Below are 22,115 nucleotides of genomic sequence, written 5' to 3'. Positions count from 1 at the left end.
GAATGATGAAGGAGAATTTTTTACACAAAAGTATTTTACTTATACAATTCACACATGTAAAATGATGTGTAAAGACACCTGTGTGAGGAGGACTTCTAGTGGGCAAGGTAAAAGAAATTTCGAAGCGCAAACTACTTGGTATAGCTGGGCTTGGATGGCTATTTGATGCAATGGATGTTGGAATGCTTTCATTTGTAATGGTAGCCTTGCAAAAGGATTGGGGATTAAGTACGCAAGAAATGGGCTGGATAGGCAGTATTAACTCAATCGGTATGGCAGTAGGAGCGCTTATTTTTGGGATACTATCAGATAAAATAGGGCGGAAATCAGTCTTTATTATTACATTATTGTTATTTTCTATCGGTAGTGGTTTAACCGCATTAACAACAACACTTGCAATGTTTCTCGTTTTACGCTTTTTAATTGGTATGGGGCTTGGCGGAGAGCTTCCAGTTGCCTCTACACTAGTATCAGAGAGTGTTGAAGCGCATGAGCGTGGGAAAATTGTTGTGTTATTAGAAAGTTTTTGGGCAGGTGGATGGCTAATTGCAGCTCTTATCTCGTATTTTGTTATTCCTAAATATGGTTGGGAAGTTGCGATGGTATTGAGTGCAGTTCCAGCACTATATGCTTTATATTTAAGATGGAATTTACCGGATTCCCCAAGGTTCCAAAAAGTTGAAAAAAGGCCATCTGTTATTGAAAATATAAAATCAGTTTGGTCTGGGGAATATCGTAAAGCAACAATTATGCTATGGATTCTATGGTTTTGTGTTGTCTTTTCCTATTATGGAATGTTCCTTTGGTTACCGAGTGTAATGGTGCTAAAAGGATTTAGTTTAATAAAAAGTTTCCAATACGTACTTATTATGACATTAGCTCAACTTCCAGGATATTTCACCGCTGCTTGGTTTATTGAACGTCTCGGTCGTAAATTTGTTTTGGTTACGTATTTAATTGGGACAGCTTGCAGTGCTTATTTGTTTGGGGTTGCGGATTCATTAACAGTATTAATTGTGGCAGGTATGCTACTATCCTTCTTTAACTTAGGTGCTTGGGGAGCATTATACGCCTATACACCTGAGCAGTATCCAACGGTTATTCGTGGTACAGGTGCAGGGATGGCAGCAGCATTTGGTCGTATCGGTGGTATCCTTGGGCCACTATTAGTGGGATATTTAGTTGCCTCAGAAGCTTCACTATCATTAATATTTACGATTTTCTGTGGATCAATTTTAATTGGTGTATTCGCTGTAATAATACTTGGACAGGAAACGAAGCAACGAGAATTAGTATAAAGTGAAAATTTAAACGTATCCTGGATCGTTTATCATCCTACACTACTTGTCTCTTTATAGGCAGTTAGTACGGGATAAAGGGGGAGAGGAAACCGAAGTGGTTTCCTTTTTTCTGTTTTTTTAGATAAATAATGGTATAGTAAGAAAAAGGGATTATTTCTTATAAAAGCGAATGTATACAACAGGACATATGGACAAAGAATTAGGTGGTTGAAGAAATGAAAATTTTACTGATTATGGAAGAGGCAGAAGAGAGAAGAGAGTTAGCTGAAAATTTCACTGAAAATATGAGAAATGTAGAATGTTTTGAAGCAAAGACAGGAACAGAATCTTTATTTATGATGAAAAAACATATACCAGACTTTGTTTTTTTAAGTTCCAAATTACTAGATGGTACTGGTTTTGAATATGCAAGTTTATTACGAGAAATAAATTGCTATACAAAATTTATTTTTGTAGGTGAAAACATAGAAGAATCTATTACAGCTTTTCGTTTTCAAGCATTTTATTATTTATTGCGACCATTTCGTGAAGAAGATTTACAATTTCTTTTATATAAAATAGGTAAAGAACAAGGTGAGAAAGCAAAGAGTTATTTGCGAAAACTACCGATAGAAAGTCAAGAGGGCATACGATATATTCTTCCAGAAGATATCGTATATGTAAGTAAAAATAAAGAAAATAAAACTGTTTCAATTTACACAACGAATAATCAGTATATTTCAACATATACACTTCAGGAATTAGAAAATAAGCTAAATGCATATGATTTTTTACGTGTACATAAAAGCTATTTAATTAATATGTCATATGTAAAAGAACTGAAACCTTATTATAATGGCACGTATAATTTGTATTTAGATAGGTATGATGAGCAACCGATTCCAGTCAGTCGTAATTATGTAAAACGCCTTCGAAATAACATTGAATTATAGTAGATAATGAGAGTATTTTAACATGATAAACTGAAAATCCTTCATGATAGGGAGGATTCAAGTTAAATATTCAGAAAATTTAGTACAATCTCCACTAAGAAATAGTATTGGGGGAATTGTATGTGAAGACATTGAAATCGATCTTACTTTGGGGCGTTATTACAGCAGTAGGAGCAGGTGCTTTTGGGGTAATAGCTTTATCACAAGGTGAAACCATTAATGCTGTATGGCTCTTAGTAGCTGCCGTATGTGTATATGCAGTTGCTTATCGCTTTTATAGTAGATTTATAGCGAGAAAGGTTTTTAATTTAGATGATAATCGGCAAACACCAGCCCATACATTAAATGATGGGAAAGACTATGTTCCAACAAATAAGTGGGTATTGTTTGGACATCACTTTGCAGCGATTGCTGGAGCGGGACCTTTAGTAGGACCGATTTTAGCGGCACAAATGGGGTATTTACCAGGGACCATTTGGATTATTGTTGGGGTAGTTGTTGCGGGGGCTGTCCAAGATTTTGTTATTTTATTTGCTTCAATGAGACGTAATGGTAAATCGTTAGGAGAAATGATTAAAGATGAGATTGGACCTGTTACAGGACTAATTGCAATGATAGGTATTTTAGGAATTATGATTATTTTATTAGCAGTATTAGCGTTGGTCGTAGTAAAGGCACTAATCGGAAGTCCTTGGGGAATGTTTACGATAGCAGCAACGATTCCTATCGCTATTTTAATGGGAGTTTATATGCGCTATATTAGGCCTGGTCGTGTTGGAGAAGGATCAGTAATTGGTATTATCCTACTTATTTTATCTCTTGTTGGAGGACAGTATGTAGCAGAAAATCCAACACTTGCAAGTATGTTCACATTTAGTGGTGAAACAATTGCTATTATGCTTATTGTATATGGATTTATTGCATCTGCATTACCAGTTTGGATGCTTTTAGCACCACGTGATTATTTAAGTACATTTTTAAAAGTCGGAACAATTGTAGGGTTAGCAATCGGTATCTTAATTGTAGCACCAGATTTACAAATGCCAGCAGTTTCGAAATTTATTGATGGAACTGGTCCTGTGTTCTCTGGAAACCTATTCCCTTTCTTATTTATTACTATTGCTTGTGGTGCAGTGTCTGGATTCCATGCTCTTGTTTCATCAGGTACGACGCCGAAGATGATTGAGCAAGAGGGACACGCACAGCCAATCGGTTATGGAGCAATGTTAATGGAGTCGTTTGTAGCAGCGATGGCGATGATTGCAGCTTGTGTATTAACACCGGGAACGTATTTTGCAATTAATAGTCCCGCAGCACTTATCGGTACAGATGTCTCGCAGGCAGCTCAAGTTATTTCCTCATGGGGATTTGCTATTACACCAAATGAACTAAAAGATCTCGCTGTAAATGTTGGAGAGCAAACGATTTTATCACGTACAGGTGGTGCGCCAACATTAGCGATAGGTATGGCATATATTTTCTCACAAGTAATAGGTGGAACGGCCATGATGGCATTTTGGTATCATTTTGCGATTCTCTTTGAAGCCCTATTTATTTTAACAACGATTGATGCCGGAACGCGTGTCGGCCGATTTATGATTCAAGATATTTTAGGGCATGTATATAAGCCATTTGGGAAAACGGATTCTACATTAGCAAATGTAATCGCTACAACATTATGTGTATTAGGGTGGGGATATTTCTTATACCAAGGGGTAATAGATCCGCTCGGTGGAATTAATACATTATGGCCACTTTTCGGTATTGCAAATCAAATGCTAGCAGGTATTGCATTATTACTTGGAACGACAATTTTGTTCAAAATGGGAAAAAAGGCGTACGTTTGGGTAACACTTATTCCAACTGTCGGGTTGCTGATTGTAACAATGACGGCGGGGTATCAAAAGCTATTTCATGAAAATCCTAAAATTGGATTTCTATCGCATGCAAAGGTATTTCAGAGAGCATTAGATGAGGGAAAAGTGTTAGCGCCAGCTAAAAATGTCGCTCAAATGAAGCAAATTATTTTCAATGATTATATTGATGCAGCGCTTTGTGGGATTTTTATGATAGTTGTAATCGCTGTGTTAATTTCAGCACTTCGAATTTGGATACAAGTATTAAGAAATAAGCCAATGCCGTTAAAAGAGGCACCATATATTCCTAGAGATGAAAGTGAGTCGAGGAACTATGCTTAAAAAGCTGTGGCAAGTATGGGGGGAAAGGAAGCGCTTTATTAGTTTGCTCGTTGGGGTACCAAGTTATGAAGTATATGTGGAGCATATGAAAAAGCATCATCCTGAAGAAGAGGTTTTATGTCAAAAGCAATTTTTTGCTGAGGCACAAGAAGCAAGATTTAACGCAAAGGGCGGAAAAATATCACGCTGTTGTTAATGAAAAAGGGCGAGTTTTCGCCCTTTTTATTTTTTGCTGTTTCACGTGGAACAGCAAAAAATAAATAAAAACTTTGGGAATTATAGGGATTTCGTATACAATAAAGTAAGGAAAGGGATAGATAGAAAAGTAAGGAGATCATTTTATGTTAAGGGACTTATTTGTAAATACAACAATTATTCTTTCCTTTATTTTTGTTGGAGGTCAGCTTTTAAGAGATAAGCCGTTAAAAGAAGGATTCTCTTTTGGGCAGAAATGTGTAGTAGGCATTTTTACTGGGATACTAGGTATATTACTAATGTATTTCGGTGTTCGTGTTGGTACCATCCTATTGGATTTACGCTACTTAGCTGTTATTCTAGCTGTTATTATTGGAGGGCCGATAGCGAGTACCATAACAATTATTATGATTTTAGTAACTAGACTGTTGTTTATGGATTATTCATTAGCTTCTCAAGTGGCCTTTTATACAATCATTGCGATAGGAATAGGGAGTATCTTTATTTCGCGTATGAAGCTTTCTTTAGGGGAAAAGTGGGTATGGTTACACGCATATATTTTATCTATTCTAATCCCAGCGTTATATATATGGTTAATTAAAGAGATCCACATAGTGGGATTATATTTAATTTCTAGTATTATTACAGGTTACATAACATTCATAAGTGCAAATTATGTTTTACAATCCAATGAGCTATTTCAAACGATGAAGCAATACGCAACGATAGATGCATTGACAGGTCTAGGAAACGTAAGGCAGTTTGATTTAGAGATGAATCGTCATATTAGTAATAAACACTTGAAAAACGATTCACTTTGTTTACTACTTATAGATATTGACCATTTTAAGCATGTAAATGATACGTATGGGCACCCAGCGGGAGACGAAGTGTTAAAACAAGTAGGGCATATTTTGCGAGAAATGTCAGCATTTCCGGATTTGGTTTTTCGAAAGGGTGGAGAGGAGTTTGCGCTTTTGATACCAAGGAAAGGAATGGTTTATGGAATTCATGTTGGGGAACAAACTCGTATAGCTGTTGAAAAACATTCATTTGAATTGTTAGATGGAACAAAAATAAAAATTACAGTTTCGGTAGGGGTTTCAGAGTATGAAGGGGCATCAGAGCAATTTATTCAAGCGGCGGATGATGCGTTATACTACTCGAAACGAAATGGTAGAAATAAGGTCAGCTCTGCATCTTAAAGATAAGATGACCGGAAGACATAAAGCTTATAAAAAACACTCACAGAGGCAATGTATGAACCTTGTGAGTGTTTTTATTTATATATTAGACAAGTTCTTTTGATACAACGAATTTACGATATGCACCATGGTGAGTTGGACCTACGTATTCGTTAATTTTGAATGAGTAACGAATAGCAGCTGTGATGAATTCTTTAGCAGTTTTTACTGCTTCTTTCACAGGTTTTCCTTTTGCAAGTTCTGCTGTAATTGCAGCAGAATATGTGCAACCTGCGCCGTGTGTATTTGTAGTATCAATTTTTTCTGATTCTAAAAGATCGAATGTTTCTCCATCATATAGGACGTCGATTGCAGTTTCCGTACCAAGTTTGCTTCCGCCTTTAATTAGTACGTATTTGGCACCTAAAGCGTGGATTTTCTTCGCTGCTTCTTTCATGTCCTCAAGAGAATTAATTTTCACACCGCTTAATTGGTAAGCTTCAAATAAGTTTGGCGTTACAACTAATGCCTTTGGCACAAGAACGTCACGTAAGCAATCGTTCGTTTCAGGGTGTAATGCTTCATCTGCACCTTTACATACCATAACAGGGTCAACTACTACATTTTTGAAATTGTGCTTTTCGATTGTTTCTGCAACCATTTCAATAATTTCTACTGATCCAAGCATACCTGTTTTTAAAGCGTCTACGCCAACACCTTCAATTGTTGTTTCTAATTGTGGTTTTAATGTAGAAGCTGGGATTGGAAATACGTTATGTGCCCAACCGTTATGTGGATCCATCGTTACGATTGTTGTAAGAGATGTCATTCCGTATACGCCCAGTTCTTGGAATGTTTTTAAATCTGCTTGTATACCAGCACCGCCACTTGTGTCAGAACCAGCGATAGTAAGTGCTTTATTTAATGTCATTATGAAAGCCCCCTCGAGTGATATAATGAAAACTATGTTTTCACCATTATATCAATGTTACGAATAAGTACAAAGTGAAAAGTAGATGATTTATTTTAAGAGCTATTTAAAATCTTGTATGCAGGAGAATGAGTATGTTTCGAGATAATCGTACGAATGAATTAGTTATATTAAAGGAAATTGCAGAAACATTAAATACATCAAATGATACATATCATGTATTGCAAGCTGTCCTCGAGAAATTGCTAAGTGTAACAGGTTTAACGACAGGATGGATTTTTCTTGCGGATGAAAATGGGAAGTATACGAAGTTAATTGATTATCAATTACCAGAGGCACTTACATATGAAAATAAACGCCCGATGTGCGAAGGTGAATGTTGGTGTTTACGAGGTTTTGTAGATGGAAAATTAGAGAGAGCCGTTAATATTATTGAATGTAAAAGAATTAATAATGCAATTGAATATAATTGGGGGGATACGGAGGGCATTCTTCATCATGCTACGGTTCCTTTAAAAGCTGGGGGAGAAAAATTTGGGGTGTTAAATGTTGCAAGTCCGGGTAAAACACATTTTTCAGAAGAAGAATTAGTATTACTCCAATCGGTTGCCTTCCAAATTGGTACGGCTTTAAAGCGAACAAAATTATATGAAAATGAAAAGAGAAGAGCACATTATTATGTGAAATTAGAGCGTTTCATTCAAGATTTAAAAATGATTCATAAGTTTAATGTACTACCTGAAAAGGTGGTAAATCACGTAGGTGAAGTATTTCAATGGAATCAAGTAGCGCTTTTTATTAGGGAGGAAAAAGAATTATCTCTGCGAGCGTCTTACGTTCAGGAAGAGTTACAAGAGGATGTAAAAGAGGCGGCCAAGAAGGCGTTAGAACAAGATGAACCAGTTCTAATAAAACATCAAATAGGACATAATGTACATCTAAATCGAGCTGTTATTGCTACACCAATACATATTCAAAACCATATATTTGGTGTTTTATGTGTTAGTTTGAATAATGGAGAGTTTGATGCTAATACAATAGATGTAATTCAAGCATTATCGAACCATGTTTCGTTAATAATAGAGAATTTGAGGTTAAACGAGCAGCGCCGTGAACTTGTACGAATGGAAGAAAGAAATCGGTTAGCAAGAGATTTACATGATTCTGTTTCGCAAAAATTATTTTCATTAACCTTCATGACAAAAGGCGCCGAGGCAGTTTTAAAAGGTAAAAATGAAAAGGTAGATCAATCTTTGCATGAGATGCGTGAACTTGCGCAAGGAGCTTTGAAAGAAATGAGGACATTAATTTGGCAGCTTCGTCCGGCAGGATTAGAAAAAGGATTATTGCCAGCTCTAAAGCAGTACGGTGAAAATTTGGGACTGAAAATTAGGGAGCAAGTTACGGGTGTTCGTGATTTACCTCGTGTAGTAGAAGAAGCTTTGTGGCGCATAGGCCAAGAAGCACTGAACAATGTAAGTAAGCATGCAGGTGTAAAAGAAGCGACGATTTATTTTACAGTGAATGAGAAAAATGTATCATTAGAAATAGTTGATCAAGGAAAGGGCTTTGTGGAAAAGAATATAAAAGAAAAGAAATCACTAGGTATGACTACGATGCGTGAAAGAGTAGAATTAGTTGGTGGAACAATTAAAATTGTAAGTAGTAATAAACGAACGAGCGTAAAAGTAAATGTACCATTATGATGTGAAAATGAGGGAAGTTTGTGAAAATAAAAGTATTGTTAGTTGATGATCATACAGTCGTTTTAAAAGGATTAGCATTTTTCTTAAGTACACAGGAAGATTTAGAGTTAGTTGGAGAAGCGAATAATGGGAAAGAAGCGTTAGTGAAAGTAGGAGAAACAAATCCCGATGTTATATTAATGGATTTATATATGCCTGAAATGGATGGTGTTGAGGCGACGGCATATATAAAAAAAGAGTATCCAAATGTGAAAGTAATTGTATTAACTAGCTTTTCTGATCAGGCGCATGTGTTACCTGCATTAAGGGCTGGAGCAAGTGGGTATATTTTAAAAGATGTAGAACCAGATCAGCTTGTTGAGGCTATTCGAAGCGCATATAAAGGTAATATTCAATTACATCCGGATATAGCAAATGCTCTTCTCTCTCAAACATTACCTGTAGAAGAAAAGGAAGAAGAATCTTCTATTCAAGTGGATGTGCTAACAGCGAGAGAAAATGAAGTATTGCAGCTATTAGCGAAAGGGATGAGCAATAAGGAAATTGCATCTGTTTTAGTTATTACAGAAAAGACGGTTAAGGCGCATGTAAGTAGTATTTTGAGTAAGTTGAATTTATCTGATCGTACGCAAGCGGCATTATATGCAGTTAAAAATGGAATTGTATAAGACGAAAGTCGTAAGACCAAGTTCGCCTTTAGAAGGTGGACTTTTTTTATGGAAAAATACGTCTATGTGAGGACGAAATTGTCTTTATATAAAGATAAAATATGTTTGTAAGCAACAAAACAACAATTACAAGGGATACCTTTTTTGAAAGCATATAACAACATAAGAGTGAGTACTAGGAGGAATAAATAATGGCAACAGTTTTATTCGTTAAAGCAAATAACCGTCCAGCGGAACAAGCAGTTAGTGTAAAATTATATGAGGCATTTTTAGCAAACTATAAAGAAGCAAACCCAAATGATACAATAGTAGAACTTGATTTATATAAAGAAGAATTACCATACGTAGGCGTAGACATGATCAATGGTACATTCAAGGTAGGTAAAGGATTTGATTTAACAGAAGAAGAAGCAAAAGCAGTAGCAGTTGCTGATAAGTATTTAAATCAATTCCTAGAAGCTGATAAAGTTGTTTTCGGCTTCCCATTATGGAACTTAACGATTCCAGCAGTATTGCACACATATATTGATTATTTAAACCGTGCTGGTAAAACGTTCAAATATACGCCAGAGGGTCCAGTTGGCCTAATCGGAGATAAGAAGATTGCATTATTAAATGCACGAGGCGGCGTATATTCAGAAGGGCCAGCAGCTGAGGTAGAAATGGCTGTTAAATATGTAGCAAGTATGATGGGCTTCTTCGGCGCAACAAACATGGAAACAGTAGTTATTGAAGGGCATAACCAATTCCCAGATAAAGCAGAAGAAATCATCGCTGCAGGTCTTGAAGAAGCAGCTAAAGTAGCAAGTAAATTTTAATTAAAATGATACTCGTCACTCGAAAAAACAGCATTAACGTTTATATGTTAATGCTGTTTTTTTATATTTTTAGTTCATCAGCAAGCTTTTCTAATGTATTTCGATCTTGTATATAATATGTTCGGCCTTCTTTTCTTAAATAATTTTGTTGGCAAAACTGATTTAATACATATAAAAGATGACGGTAGCTGACATTTAAATATTCCGAGGCCTCGGTATGCTTTTCTATATAACAATTATTTTGCTCTGTTAATAAAATAAAAGCAGCTAATCGATTTTCAAAAGGATAACTATAGTTTTTTGCGTAATTTTCAGTGCGAGTAATTGTCTTTTCTCCAATAAATTTACATAAGTGCTGTAAAAACGTTGCATCTTGTAATAAAAGTTGCTGACAATCTTTAAGAGGAAGTGCCAAACACACACAATCTTCTAGTACTTCAACGGACTTAGTAATATTTTCTACCCCTATTAATCCTAATTCCCCGATAAAAGATGGTGCTTGAATAAAATTAATTAATGAAACCTTCCCGTTTTTATGACTCATATATATTTTGGCTCTCCCAGAAATTAAGTAATAGAGATAAGGGAGAGCATTTCCTTCACTACATATCATCTCTTTCGTTTGAAAAGAATGCAGCTCTACATATGGCAAGACATGAAATGAAAATAGGGTATGGAATTGATGGATTCGCATGTATTGATAAATTTCTTCCTCATTTTTGCTGATTTTCATATTTTCACCCCTATGTATAGTATGAGATATCTCCTATTATCTTTACAAGAAGGAATGATACGATTTATGTAAATTTGTTTTTGTAGAAAAGAGAGTGTGATGAATTTATGAAAAAATATAAAACATTGTTATTTGATGTAGATGATACATTACTAGACTTCCAAAAGGCTGAAAAAGTGGCTTTACGGGTACTTTTTGAAGAGAAGGGAATCCCTTTAACAGACGAGATAGAGGCTCGTTATAAAAAAATAAATAAAGGTCTTTGGGATGCTTTTGAAAAAGGTGAACTATCACGCAATGAAGTTGTAAATACACGATTCTCTCTGTTGTTTAAAGAGTATGGAGAAGAAGTAAATGGAATATTATTCGAAAATAATTATCGTAACTACTTAGAAGAAGGAAATCAACTCATGCAAGGTGCATTTGAATTTATAAATCAAATTCAAGGGGAGTATGAATTGTATATAGTGACAAATGGTGTTTCTAAGACGCAAGATAAACGTTTGCGCAATGCAGGGTTACATTCATTATTTAAAGATGTCTTTGTTTCGGAAGATACGGGTTTTCAAAAACCGATGAAAGAGTATTTTGATTATGTTTTTGAACGGATTCCTAACTTTGCACCTGAAGAAGGGCTGATTATTGGTGATTCATTAAGCGCTGATATTAAAGGTGGATATGTAGCGGGAATTGATACTTGTTGGTTTAATCCAGAAAGGAAATTAAATGATAGTGGGATTATACCGACATATGAAGTGCATAATTTTGAGGAGTTAGAAGCATTATTGAAGCAGCATGTGTAATAAAAAAATAGGCAGTGGAGCTTTCGTCCCCACTGCCTATTTTTATTAATTTTTATTTTCGTTATGTTTTGGGAGTGGAAAGGCATTCCCGATAGCAGCTGCACCAAGCATGGGCAATAGTAAATTAAGCGGGAAAAACATAAGTAATAGTAATGTTATAGCTATTGGCTTTCGTAACGCATAGCTTGAAATTGCTGTTGTTACGATGGCAACAGATGCTACTGGATCTATAGGAAGAATAGATGCTACAGCGTATCCGATACTTGACCCAGAAAATATAATTGGGAAGATATGTCCACCTCGCCACCCTGTGTTCAAACAAACGGCAGTAATGCACAACTTTAAAATCCCTGAAAGAAGTAGTATCCAAAAAGATAAATGGCTCCATTCAACAACTAATTCTTTTAATTGATGTTCCCCTGAAAATAATGTGTACGGAAGAAAGGTTCCCGCAATTCCTAATAAAATACCACCGATAATTCCGAGTGTCAGCTTGTATTCTCTAAAAGGGTGAATTAACTTTTCTAATGTGAATTCTAACTTGAAATAAAAGAAACCAACTATAGCACCGATACTAGCAAGTGGAAGAAATGCAATCCATTCATTGAAAGAAAGTGTACCTTCCCCGAAATCAACAATAAAGGATCCACGATTATCAAGTTTACTCAGTAGTAAATAAACAGAAAAACCTGCGAAAGTAGTAGCTAAGTATACAATCGCCTTTTTTCCTTTAGAAAAAGCAGCAATTTCTTCCCCCTCATTTTCATTTGGTGCTAAATAACCGAATAATGGTGCGTTAAAAATGACACTTAAAGTAGCGCCAATTCCGATCTCGGTTAGCTCATTCATACTCTTTAAGGCAAATTTAAAGCGATCCCCTACCCATGTGCACAGTCCGCCTATAATTCCAACTAGTGCGGCTTCTGGACCAAGACTAGCACCGAAAATTAAAACAATAATCGCTGTTAAAGTAGCCCGATGGACAAAGCGATATTCGATTCGACCAGTTTTTTTATATTCAGCCATTACTTCAGGCATAAGGCGTGGGTATGTACCGAAATGTTTTTGTGATAGACCAACAAGGACCCCGCCAATTATTGTTACGCAAAGGGTGTAATAAGAGGGAAAAGAGAGAACTTCAGGCAAGTATCCCCAAATAAAGTGGATTCCAATATTTATTGTGACTAAAAATAACCAGACTGTAGCTCCTACTATAGATCCTAGAAGAATGCCATATAGAGCAAGTATGTAATGCATATCTTTTTTATTTGTCATGTTATACCTCCGTTATGTAAATCTTAGTAGGGAAAAAAGTGAAATATACTAGTGAAAAATGGATTGAATATATATAGTATCTTTTTGAGAAGATGGCCTATTCAACATATAGGCTAACTTTTGGGGAATTTGAATTTATAGGTTAAATTACTTATTTAATTTTATAGACTGATTTGAGGTTTTTAAAGGTCTTTTTTGAAATAGATTAGAATATATTTCTTTTGTTGCTTTATATGAAACTGTTAACATTTATTTTAGAACATTCAGAAAAACTGTTTGACATTAGGAAATTATTGCTATAAAATCAACGGTAATTGCATAGTCTTATCAAGAAAAGGTGGAGGGACAGGCCCGATGAAACCTTGGCAACAGCCGTATAACGGAATTGTGCCAAATCCTGCAGGTAGTAATCCTGAGAGATAAGAAAGAGCCTTTAGAGCGTGTTTTCAAACTGCTCCTTTCTTGTTTTCAGGAAAGGGGCAGTTTTTTATTTTGTATAAAAGAAAGGAGAATGAGAGATGGGAGAATCATGGGGAAAAGGAACAATTTGTGTGCAAGGTGGCTATACGCCAAAGAATGGTGAACCACGTGTTTTACCACTTTATCAAAGCACAACGTATAAATACGATACTTCGGATGATTTAGCAGCTCTATTTAACTTAGAGGCAGAAGGATATATTTATACACGTATTGGAAACCCTACTCTAGCAGCATTTGAGCAGAAATTATCAGATTTAGAAGGCGGTGTAGGAGCTGTTGCAACGGCTTCTGGGCAAGCAGCTATTATGCTCGCAGTTTTAAATATTTGTAGTAGTGGAGACCATTTACTTTGCTCTTCAACTGTTTACGGGGGAACGTTTAATTTATTTGGGGTGAGTTTACGTAAGCTTGGCATTGATGTTACGTTCTTTAATCCAAATTTAACGGCAGATGAAATCACGGCGCTTGCTAATGACAAGACGAAACTTATCTATGCAGAATCGTTAGGAAATCCAGCGATGAATGTTTTAAATTTTAAAGAATTTTCAGCTGCCGCTAAAGAATTAGAGGTACCTTTTATCGTTGATAATACATTAGCAACTCCTTATTTATGCCAGGCATTTGAACATGGGGCAAATATTATTGTTCATTCTACGACGAAGTATATCGATGGGCATGCGAGCTCTTTAGGCGGTATTGTAATTGACGGTGGAAACTTTGATTGGACAAATGGAAAGTATCCTGAGCTTGTTGAACCAGATCCAAGTTATCACGGTGTAAGTTACGTTCAAAACTTTGGTGCAGCAGCGTATATTGTGAAAGCACGTGTTCAGCTATTAAGAGATTATGGAAATTGTATGAGCCCATTCAATGCATATATTAGCAATATTGGCTTAGAAACATTGCATTTACGAATGGAACGTCATAGTGAAAATGCTCTTGCAGTTGCTAAGTGGCTTGCTAATCATGAACGTATTGAATGGGTGAATTATCCAGGCTTAGATAGTAATGAAAATTACTCATTAGCACAACAGTACTTGAAAAAAGGTGCTAGTGGTGTTTTAACTTTCGGTATTAAAGGCGGATTAGAAGCAGCAAAAGAATTTATCGCAAATGTAAAACTAGCAACTCTTGTAACGCACGTAGCTGATGCACGAACTTGCGTTATACATCCTGCTAGTACGACGCATAGACAATTAAATGCTGAAGATCAGCGTTTAGCGGGTGTTACATCTGATTTAATTCGTTTATCGGTTGGTATAGAAGATGTTTCTGATATTATTGCAGATTTGGAAGCAGCTCTAGTTGGAGGCAAAACACATGCCGATCATAATTGATAAAGATTTACCGGCTCGCAAAGTGTTGCAAAAAGAAAATATTTTTGTAATGACGAAGGAGCGGGCAGAAACACAAGATATACGTGCTTTAAAAATTGCTATATTAAATTTAATGCCGACGAAGCAAGACACAGAGGCGCAATTACTTCGCTTAATTGGAAACACACCGTTACAATTAGATGTTCATTTGCTTCATATGGAATCACATCTATCGCGTAATGTAACGCAAGAACATTTAACAAGCTTTTATAAAACGTTTCGTGATATTGAAAATGAAAAGTTTGATGGGCTCATTATTACAGGAGCGCCAGTGGAGACCCTTGCTTTTGAAGAGGTAGATTATTGGGAAGAGCTTAAACATATTATGGAGTATTCAAAAACGAATGTAACATCTACGCTCCATATTTGCTGGGGGGCACAGGCTGGCTTGTACTATCATTATGGTGTTCCAAAGTATCCCCTTAAGGAAAAAATGTTTGGTGTATTTGAACATGAAGTTTGCGAGCAACATGTGAAATTATTACAAGGATTTGATGAATTGTTTTTTGCTCCGCATTCTCGTCATACAGAAGTACGAGAGAATGATATTAGAGGAGTGAAAGAATTAACATTGTTAGCAAACTCTGAAGAAGCAGGTGTTCACCTTGTTATTGGGCCAGAAGGAAGGCAAGTGTTTGCTCTTGGACATAGCGAATATAGTTGTGAGACGTTAAAACAAGAATACGAACGAGATCGTGACAAGGGATTAAATATTGATGTGCCAAAAAACTATTTTAAACATAATAATCCAGATGAAAAGCCGCTTGTTAGGTGGAGGAGTCATGGTAATTTATTGTTTTCTAATTGGTTGAATTATTACGTGTATCAAGAAACCCCTTATATATTGTAAAGAAAGATTGTGTAACACGTGGCAACGTTTTCCTTGTAAAGATTAACCTTTATTTTTCCGAATGTTCAAAATACATTGTTTTTCAGATTTTTTACTCATATAATTTCATCTAAACACAATTTTTGAGGGGTGGACAGTACTATGAAAGAAATTCAAGTTGGGTTATTAGGTCTTGGGACAGTTGGCAGTGGTGTGGTTCGTATTATTACGGATCATCAAGAACGACTCATACACCAAGTAGGTTGTCCAGTGAAGGTAACGAAAGTATTAGTGCAAAACATTGAGAAAGAGAGAGAGGTAGAGGTACCTTCTACTCTATTAACACAAGATGCAAATGAAATTTTAGATAATCCAAATATTGATGTTGTCATTGAAGTGATGGGTGGCATTGATGATGCAAAATCATATATTTTACAAGCTTTAAAAAGCGGAAAGCATGTTGTAACTGCAAATAAAGACTTAATGGCATTACATGGAGCTGAATTATTAGCGACAGCAAAAGATAATAAGGCTGATTTATTCTATGAGGCGAGTGTGGCAGGGGGAATTCCAATTTTACGCAGTATCGTAGAAGGACTTTCTTCAGATCTTATTACGAAAGTAATGGGAATTGTAAATGGAACAACAAATTTTATTTTGACGAAAATGTCAGACGAAGGGAGAGCATATAACGACGTGTTAAAAGAAGCCCAACAACTTGGATTTGCAGAAGCAGATCCAACATCAGATGTAGAAGGTTTAGATGCAGCAAGAAAAATGACGATTTTAGCTACCCTCGGTTTCTCTACAAATGTAGAGCTTGGAGATGTGAAAGTAAAAGGGATTACCTCTATCACAGAGGAAGATATTGAATACAGTAAGAGCTTAGGTTATACAATTAAATTAATCGGTCTTGCAAAACGAGATGGTGAAAAATTGGAGGTTACAGTTGAACCAACTTTACTTCCAAATACACATCCTCTTGCGGCAGTACAAAATGAATATAACGCTGTGTATGTGTACGGTGAAGCAGTTGGAGAAACGATGTTTTATGGACCAGGCGCAGGAAGTTTACCGACAGCGACAGCTGTTGTTTCGGATTTAGTTGCTGTAATGCAAAATATTAGATTAGGGGTAACAGGAAATAGTGCTGTAGTCCCACAATATCAAAAAGTATTAAAAGAGCCAGACGAAATTGTCGTGAAAAAGTTTTTAAGACTGCATGTAAAAGACGAAATTGGTGTATTTGCAAAAATTACTTCATTGTTCTCTGAGCGCGGAGTTAGCTTTGAGAAAATTATTCAAATGCCGCTTGAAGAGAAAGGAAAGGCTGAAATTGTAATTGTAACGCATCGTGCGTCTCTTGCTGATTATGATTATATTCTACATACGTTGCAAGGGTATGAAGAAATAGATTGTTTGAAAGCGAACTATCGAATTGAAGGGGATGCTAAGTAGTATCTCTTACCATAAAACAGAAAGAGCCTATTAAGCAGCTTGCTTAATAGGCTCTTTTCTATTTAAAATCTGCGTACCAACTTGAATAAATGCTTGGATAATCCAGCCTGTTGTAAAGGATAAGATGATTGTTCCAAAATAGATAGGTCCATCTAATAAAAAGCTTAACGTTAAAAATAAAAAGGCTAATGAAATCTCTGTTCTTCTAAACGTCCATTTTTTCTTCTCGGCAACCGTTAAAACGAAAGCTTCTTGAGGCGCTGCACAAAGGTTTGTAGAGACGTAAAGACCAATTCCAGCTCCAACGAATAGATTTCCGCAAATAAGTGTTATATATTTTGGAAGAGAGCGGATAGCGTCCATAATAGTTGTAATGGAACCAATCCAATCAACAAAAAGAGAAATAAGAACCATCGTTACAATTGTACCGATTGTAATTTGTTTTCCATTCCAAAAGAGTACGATAAGTGTAAAGGCAAAGTTAATCATGAAAATCCAAAAACCAATACTTATCCCAAAATTTTGATATAGTGCAATAAAGAAGGAATCATAAGGGCTAAGTCCAAAGGAAGTAATTGTCGTCATCATATTAATACCGATGGCAAGAATGAGTAAACCGCCAATGAAAAATATATATTCTAATTTGAATCGAAGCATAGTTGTATATCCTTTCTAAATGTATTTGCTAGGAAAGGATATATTGTGGAAAGCTTACCAGGTCAAGGAAGAATTTTTGTGAGAAGGGGAAAATGAGATGACAAATATAAGAAAGATTGCTGAACTTGCTGGAGTATCTGTTTCAACTGTTTCACGTGTACTAAATAATCATCCGTACGTAAATGAACAGAAACGAAAAGAAATTTTAGCGATTATAGAAGAATTAAATTACACGCAAAACGTGAATGCAATTCATTTAGTGAAAGGAAAAACGAATGTAATTGGCGTTTTATTGCCACACGTAAATGATCAATATTATAGCGCTATTATCGAGGGGATATCAAAAGAGACAGCAAAGAATAATTATAATATGATGCTTTGCCAGACGAATTATAGCGAAGAAAGAGAACTAGAAATTTTGAATATGTTAAAAATGAAAAAGCTTGATGGGGTTATTATTTGTTCTCGGACAAATAGTAAGGAGAAGCTTGAAGAATATACGAAATTCGGTCCGATTGTTATGTGTGAAGAAATAGATTCGAAGTATATTTCAAGTGTCCATATCGATTACTACAAAGTATTTTCACGTGGGATGAAAAGCTTAATAGATGCCGGTCATACACGTATTGGATATTGTATTGGAAGAAGTAATAGCGTTAATAGCCAAAGACGAAAGAAGGCGTACGAAGATTCGCTTCAACAGAGTATCGTAACACCGTTAGAGACCTGGAAATTTGAGGGATGTTTTACAGTGGAAGATGGACGCAATGTAATTAGAGAATGGGCTCATATGTCAGTAAAACCGACGGCGTTCCTTGTATCTTGTAACCATATTGCAGCGGGGATGGTTACAGAAGCAAAAAAACAAGGAGTTCGTATTCCAGAGGATATTACGATTATCGGGTGTGATGATCAAGAGGTGGCAGATATATTGGGTATAACGACGATTTCGCATTCTAGTAAAAACGTTGGAGTGAAAGCGTTTGAATTATTATATGAAAAGATTAATGAAGAGAAATTAGATGTGAAGCATATAGAGTTATTACCAGAGTTAGTAGATAGAGAAACGACATAATTGAGAAGGTGTGAAAATCGCTTTTCAAAATTTCGTTTGGTATAATTATGGACAATCTATGAGGGCTAAAAGGGGTTTTGATATGAGATCAAAAGTAGTAAAAGTAATTCTACTCATTACAATTGCATCTTTCTGTTTATTTGCATATGGCTTTGTTTCAGGTGTAAATGATGTATTAAATCCGAAAGCTTCAAATTTAATTAAAAAGACCGATGTAGTGGCAAAAGAGAAAAAGAAAATGGGAACGTTACAAATCGTTAGTTTAGGTGATTCATTAACGCGTGGCGTTGGTGATAAAGAAGGAATTGGCTATGTTGGGCGAATGAAAGAGGATTTACAAAAAGATTATAAGCAAAAAATTGCATTAACAAATTTAGCAGTTAGTGGTGCAAAAATGCCCGATTTATTAAAACAAATTGAAAGTAATGGCGCTCAATATTCAATTAAGCAAGCAGATGTAATTGTGTTAACGATTGGTGGAAATGATTTGTTCCCAGGCTGGGAATCACTTGGGAAAATAGATTTAGAGACGTATCGTCCTGACACAGAGACGTTTCAAAATGAAGCAAAGAAAATTATAGAAGAAATTCGTAAATTAAATACAGATAGTCCGATTTTTTGGCTTGGTTTATACAATCCTTTTGAAGATGTAGAAGATTTAAAAGGGTCTTCAAACATTGTTGTGGACTGGAATGCATCTTTAGAGAAATTAGCGCTAAACGATAAAAATGTGTATATTACACCGACATTTGATTTATTCCAAAACCGCGGGAAAGATTTATTATACTCTGATCATTTTCATCCGAACGAAGTAGGTTATACGTATATGGCAGAACGTTTAGTTCAAAATGTTGTAAGTAAATTAAAACTAGAACAAGGAGGGGTAAAATGACGACGATACTTTCCGTACGAGACTTGAAGAAGGTAATTGGAAAGAAGACTCTTGTAGAGAATATTTCCTTTGATGTAAAGCAAGGAGAAGTGTTCGGGTTCTTAGGACCAAATGGTGCTGGAAAGACGACTACCATTCGAATGTTAGTCGGATTGATTAAGGCGACAGAAGGTACGATTTCTATCGGTGGTTATTCGATTAAGGGAAATTTCAGAGAAGCGATGCGTCAAATTGGGAGTATCGTTGAAAACCCAGAGTTGTATACATATTTAACGGGATGGGAAAATTTAAAGCAATTTGCTCGTATGTTAGGTGATATATCAGATGAACGTATTATCGAAATTGCTGAAATGGTTCATTTAGATGAAAGAATTCATGACAAGGTAAAAACGTACTCACTTGGTATGAAACAACGCCTTGGAATTGCACAGGCGCTCCTTGGGAATCCGAAATTGCTCATATTAGATGAGCCAACGAATGGTTTAGATCCAGCAGGGATTAGAGAACTTAGGGAATTTATACATAAGCTTGTGAAAGAAGAAAATATGAGCGTGTTTATTTCAAGTCACTTGCTAAGTGAAGTGCAAATGATATGCGATCGCGTTGCTATTATTCATAAAGGAAAGATGATAACAGTTGCCAAGGTTGAAGAATTAATTAAAACAGCAAGTGATCATGTAGAATGGATTGTTACACCGATTTCTAAGGCGAAAGATATGCTAGAAGCGGCCGAAGAAGTAAGGGAAGTGAGTGTAGAAGGCGATCGATTACTATGCCGCATGGATATTGCATCTATAAGTAGTTGGAATAAACACTTTGTCGCAAATGAAATAGATGTACATAGCGTTAAGGAGCTTGTATTTACGCTAGAAGATTTATTTATTGAACTCACAAGGGGTGAGCAGCATGCGTGAATTTGCGAATCTAGTTTTAAATGAATCAGAAAAGATTTACCGCAAGAAACGTATTTTTGTTGTCATGCTTATTTTAGCAATCTTGATCCCGCTTTTTGTGTACGCGCAGTATCGTGAAATAGAAACGACACAAAAAAGACTCGGTACAACTGATTGGAAGGTTTCATTGCAACAGCAAATTGTTGATTCTCAGAACCGGTTGAACAATTCTAGGTTGCCAGAAGAATGGCGTGATTGGTTAAAGGTAAGAGTTGAGCAACAACAATATTATTTAGATCATAATATTAATCCGATGGCACCGGGTGCACCGACTTTTGTCAGAGCATTTATTGAACAAGGAATTACATTATTTATTCCGCTTCTCGTAATGATTGTCGCCATTGATATCGTTTCAGGAGAACGAAGTGATGGGACGATGAAGATGTTACTTACGCGGCCGATTCGGCGCTGGAAAATACTCCTTAGTAAATACGTGACGATGTTATTTTTCATTTCGCTCATACTGTTTCTTGTAGGTTTGTTTGCTTACATATTATCAGGGCTTGTATTTGGGTACTCGGGATGGAATTTACCTGTTTTAACAGGATTCGTCATTGATAAGGAAACGTTAAATACGAACTTTGTACATCTTATTCCGCAGTGGCAATACATCTTAATGGCGTATGGACTAGCCTGGTTTGTTGCTATCGTTGTCGGAACTATATCATTTATGGTCTCTGTTTTAATTCGTAATACACCAGCTGGTATGGGCGTTATGCTAGCTGCATTAATTGCAGGCGGTATTTTAAGCTCGTTCGCAACATCTTGGGAAGGCGCCAAATATATTTTTAGTGTGAATTTATCATTAACGGATTATTTATCAGGAAAATTACCTGCATTACAAGGTTTATCGATGGGGTTTTCTTTGATGAATTTAACTGTTTGGGCAGTTATTTCTCTTGTTATTTCGTTCGTAGTATTTACAAGACAGGATATGGTGAATTAATTAGACAGGAAGTGACAGTATGGAAAATGTTTTAAAGAATGATTGGGAGCCACTATTGGCACCAGAATTCGAGAAAGAGTATTATCTTACTCTATCCAGTTTTTTGACAGAAGAATACAGCACGCATGTTGTTTATCCGAAGGTAGAAGATATTTTTAACGCTCTTCAGTATACAAGTTATGAAAATACAAAGGTTGTCATTTTAGGGCAAGATCCATATCATGGACCGAATCAAGCGCATGGTTTAAGCTTTTCTGTGCAACCTGGTGTTAAAACACCACCGTCATTGTTAAATATGTATAAAGAACTTCGAGATGAATATGGTTATGAAATCCCGAATAACGGTTATTTAGTAAAATGGGCGGAACAAGGAGTATTATTACTAAATACCGTATTAACAGTTCGTCAAGGCGAAGCAAATTCTCATAAGGGAAAAGGATGGGAGCACTTCACAGATCGTGTAATTGAACTGTTGAACGAACGTGAAAAGCCAGTTATTTTCATATTGTGGGGGCGCCATGCGCAGGCGAAGAAGAAATTAATTACGAATCCGAATCATCATATTATCGAATCTGTACATCCAAGCCCATTATCGGCAAGACGTGGTTTCTTTGGTAGTAAGCCATATTCTAAAATAAATACAATTTTAGCTAATATGGGCGAAAGAGAAATTGATTGGGAAATTCCAAATTTATAAATAGAAAA

21 protein-coding genes and 1 riboswitch are annotated in these 22,115 nt (G+C 36.0%); of the genes, 17 read left to right on the top strand and 4 right to left on the bottom strand.

Features of this window, described 5'->3' with window-relative positions; translation table 11 throughout:
- The first annotated feature begins 98 nt into the window (after positions 1-98).
- From ACUL40_RS19310 to ACUL40_RS19290, 5 genes are all read left to right on the top strand, one after another.
- Complete coding sequence (locus ACUL40_RS19310; RefSeq protein WP_000521077.1) at positions 99-1,298, top strand: MFS transporter; 1,200 nt, start codon at positions 99-101, stop codon at positions 1,296-1,298.
- 218 nt (positions 1,299-1,516) lie between these two features.
- Positions 1,517-2,233 (top strand): LytR/AlgR family response regulator transcription factor, encoded by a 717-nt coding sequence (locus ACUL40_RS19305; RefSeq protein ID WP_000698256.1) that lies wholly within the window; start codon positions 1,517-1,519, stop codon positions 2,231-2,233.
- A gap of 122 nt (positions 2,234-2,355) precedes the next feature.
- On the top strand, positions 2,356-4,431 hold the full coding sequence (gene cstA, locus ACUL40_RS19300; RefSeq protein ID WP_000854314.1) for a carbon starvation protein CstA: 2,076 nt from the start codon (positions 2,356-2,358) through the stop codon (positions 4,429-4,431).
- Positions 4,424-4,627, top strand: a complete 204-nt coding sequence (locus ACUL40_RS19295) for a YbdD/YjiX family protein (protein WP_000914503.1) — start codon at positions 4,424-4,426, stop codon at positions 4,625-4,627. Before cstA ends, ACUL40_RS19295 begins: the two co-directional genes overlap by 8 nt.
- Before the next feature lie 145 nt (positions 4,628-4,772).
- A complete protein-coding gene (locus tag ACUL40_RS19290; protein ID WP_017657620.1) occupies positions 4,773-5,831 on the top strand; it encodes a GGDEF domain-containing protein in 1,059 nt (352 codons plus the stop codon).
- Between the two features lie 85 nt (positions 5,832-5,916).
- Here the strand turns inward: ACUL40_RS19290 and pdxK are convergent, their stop codons facing one another.
- Positions 5,917-6,741, bottom strand: coding sequence for a pyridoxine/pyridoxal/pyridoxamine kinase (pdxK, locus tag ACUL40_RS19285; RefSeq protein WP_000174252.1), 825 nt, complete (start codon positions 6,739-6,741; stop codon positions 5,917-5,919).
- Positions 6,742-6,875: 134 nt separating this feature from the next.
- Between pdxK and ACUL40_RS19280 the strand changes: the two genes are divergently transcribed.
- From ACUL40_RS19280 to ACUL40_RS19270, 3 genes are all read left to right on the top strand, one after another.
- A complete protein-coding gene (locus ACUL40_RS19280; protein WP_000488138.1) occupies positions 6,876-8,447 on the top strand; it encodes a GAF domain-containing sensor histidine kinase in 1,572 nt (523 codons plus the stop codon).
- Positions 8,448-8,467: 20 nt separating this feature from the next.
- Positions 8,468-9,115: a response regulator gene (locus ACUL40_RS19275; RefSeq protein ID WP_000695801.1), complete on the top strand. Its 648-nt coding sequence runs from the start codon at positions 8,468-8,470 to the stop codon at positions 9,113-9,115.
- A gap of 191 nt (positions 9,116-9,306) precedes the next feature.
- Positions 9,307-9,933, top strand: a complete 627-nt coding sequence (locus ACUL40_RS19270) for an FMN-dependent NADH-azoreductase (protein WP_233935698.1) — start codon at positions 9,307-9,309, stop codon at positions 9,931-9,933.
- Between the two features lie 61 nt (positions 9,934-9,994).
- On the opposite strand, the gene ACUL40_RS19265 is transcribed toward ACUL40_RS19270, so the two are convergent.
- On the bottom strand, positions 9,995-10,666 hold the full coding sequence (locus ACUL40_RS19265) for a transcriptional regulator YeiL (RefSeq protein ID WP_000703327.1): 672 nt from the start codon (positions 10,664-10,666) through the stop codon (positions 9,995-9,997).
- Between the two features lie 107 nt (positions 10,667-10,773).
- Here ACUL40_RS19265 and ACUL40_RS19260 point away from each other — a divergent pair, with 107 nt between their 5' ends.
- Positions 10,774-11,469: a YjjG family noncanonical pyrimidine nucleotidase gene (locus tag ACUL40_RS19260; protein WP_000760196.1), complete on the top strand. Its 696-nt coding sequence runs from the start codon at positions 10,774-10,776 to the stop codon at positions 11,467-11,469.
- Between the two features lie 45 nt (positions 11,470-11,514).
- Here ACUL40_RS19260 and ACUL40_RS19255 read toward each other — a convergent pair whose 3' ends face one another.
- Positions 11,515-12,744, bottom strand: a complete 1,230-nt coding sequence (locus tag ACUL40_RS19255) for a chloride channel protein (RefSeq protein WP_119684156.1) — start codon at positions 12,742-12,744, stop codon at positions 11,515-11,517.
- 321 nt (positions 12,745-13,065) lie between these two features.
- Positions 13,066-13,170: riboswitch (SAM riboswitch) on the top strand.
- 92 nt (positions 13,171-13,262) lie between these two features.
- Between ACUL40_RS19255 and ACUL40_RS19250 the strand changes: the two genes are divergently transcribed.
- From ACUL40_RS19250 to ACUL40_RS19240, 3 genes are all read left to right on the top strand, one after another.
- Positions 13,263-14,561, top strand: a complete 1,299-nt coding sequence (locus ACUL40_RS19250; protein WP_000504780.1) for a bifunctional O-acetylhomoserine aminocarboxypropyltransferase/cysteine synthase — start codon at positions 13,263-13,265, stop codon at positions 14,559-14,561.
- Complete coding sequence (gene metA / locus ACUL40_RS19245) at positions 14,545-15,450, top strand: homoserine O-acetyltransferase MetA (protein ID WP_065381849.1); 906 nt, start codon at positions 14,545-14,547, stop codon at positions 15,448-15,450. Before ACUL40_RS19250 ends, metA begins: the two co-directional genes overlap by 17 nt.
- Before the next feature lie 141 nt (positions 15,451-15,591).
- A complete protein-coding gene (locus ACUL40_RS19240) occupies positions 15,592-16,887 on the top strand; it encodes a homoserine dehydrogenase (RefSeq protein ID WP_000659109.1) in 1,296 nt (431 codons plus the stop codon).
- A gap of 30 nt (positions 16,888-16,917) precedes the next feature.
- Here the strand turns inward: ACUL40_RS19240 and ACUL40_RS19235 are convergent, their stop codons facing one another.
- Positions 16,918-17,544 (bottom strand): YczE/YyaS/YitT family protein, encoded by a 627-nt coding sequence (locus ACUL40_RS19235; protein ID WP_065381848.1) that lies wholly within the window; start codon positions 17,542-17,544, stop codon positions 16,918-16,920.
- Positions 17,545-17,641: 97 nt separating this feature from the next.
- Here ACUL40_RS19235 and ACUL40_RS19230 point away from each other — a divergent pair, with 97 nt between their 5' ends.
- Genes ACUL40_RS19230 through ACUL40_RS19210 form a run of 5 tightly spaced genes read left to right on the top strand, consistent with a single transcriptional unit; the run spans position 17,642 to position 22,107 of the window.
- Positions 17,642-18,619 (top strand): LacI family DNA-binding transcriptional regulator, encoded by a 978-nt coding sequence (locus ACUL40_RS19230; RefSeq protein ID WP_000181976.1) that lies wholly within the window; start codon positions 17,642-17,644, stop codon positions 18,617-18,619.
- A 10-nt stretch (positions 18,620-18,629) separates the two neighbouring features.
- Positions 18,630-19,511 carry an SGNH/GDSL hydrolase family protein gene (locus ACUL40_RS19225; protein ID WP_002180592.1) on the top strand — a complete coding sequence of 294 codons (882 nt, stop codon included), beginning with the start codon at positions 18,630-18,632 and terminating at the stop codon, positions 19,509-19,511.
- Positions 19,508-20,425 carry an ABC transporter ATP-binding protein gene (locus tag ACUL40_RS19220; protein WP_445422769.1) on the top strand — a complete coding sequence of 306 codons (918 nt, stop codon included), beginning with the start codon at positions 19,508-19,510 and terminating at the stop codon, positions 20,423-20,425. Before ACUL40_RS19225 ends, ACUL40_RS19220 begins: the two co-directional genes overlap by 4 nt.
- The gene (locus tag ACUL40_RS19215) at positions 20,418-21,410 is read left to right on the top strand and encodes an ABC transporter permease subunit (protein WP_063246326.1); all 993 of its coding nucleotides are present in this window, start codon (positions 20,418-20,420) and stop codon (positions 21,408-21,410) included. Before ACUL40_RS19220 ends, ACUL40_RS19215 begins: the two co-directional genes overlap by 8 nt.
- Before the next feature lie 19 nt (positions 21,411-21,429).
- Positions 21,430-22,107: a uracil-DNA glycosylase gene (locus ACUL40_RS19210; RefSeq protein WP_000432519.1), complete on the top strand. Its 678-nt coding sequence runs from the start codon at positions 21,430-21,432 to the stop codon at positions 22,105-22,107.
- Positions 22,108-22,115 lie beyond the last annotated feature (8 nt).

It is taken from the genome of Bacillus sp. KNSH39 (genome assembly GCF_052656585.1).
Note: the sequence above shows the minus strand (reverse complement) of the source record. Positions and strands in the feature narration are given on the sequence as shown.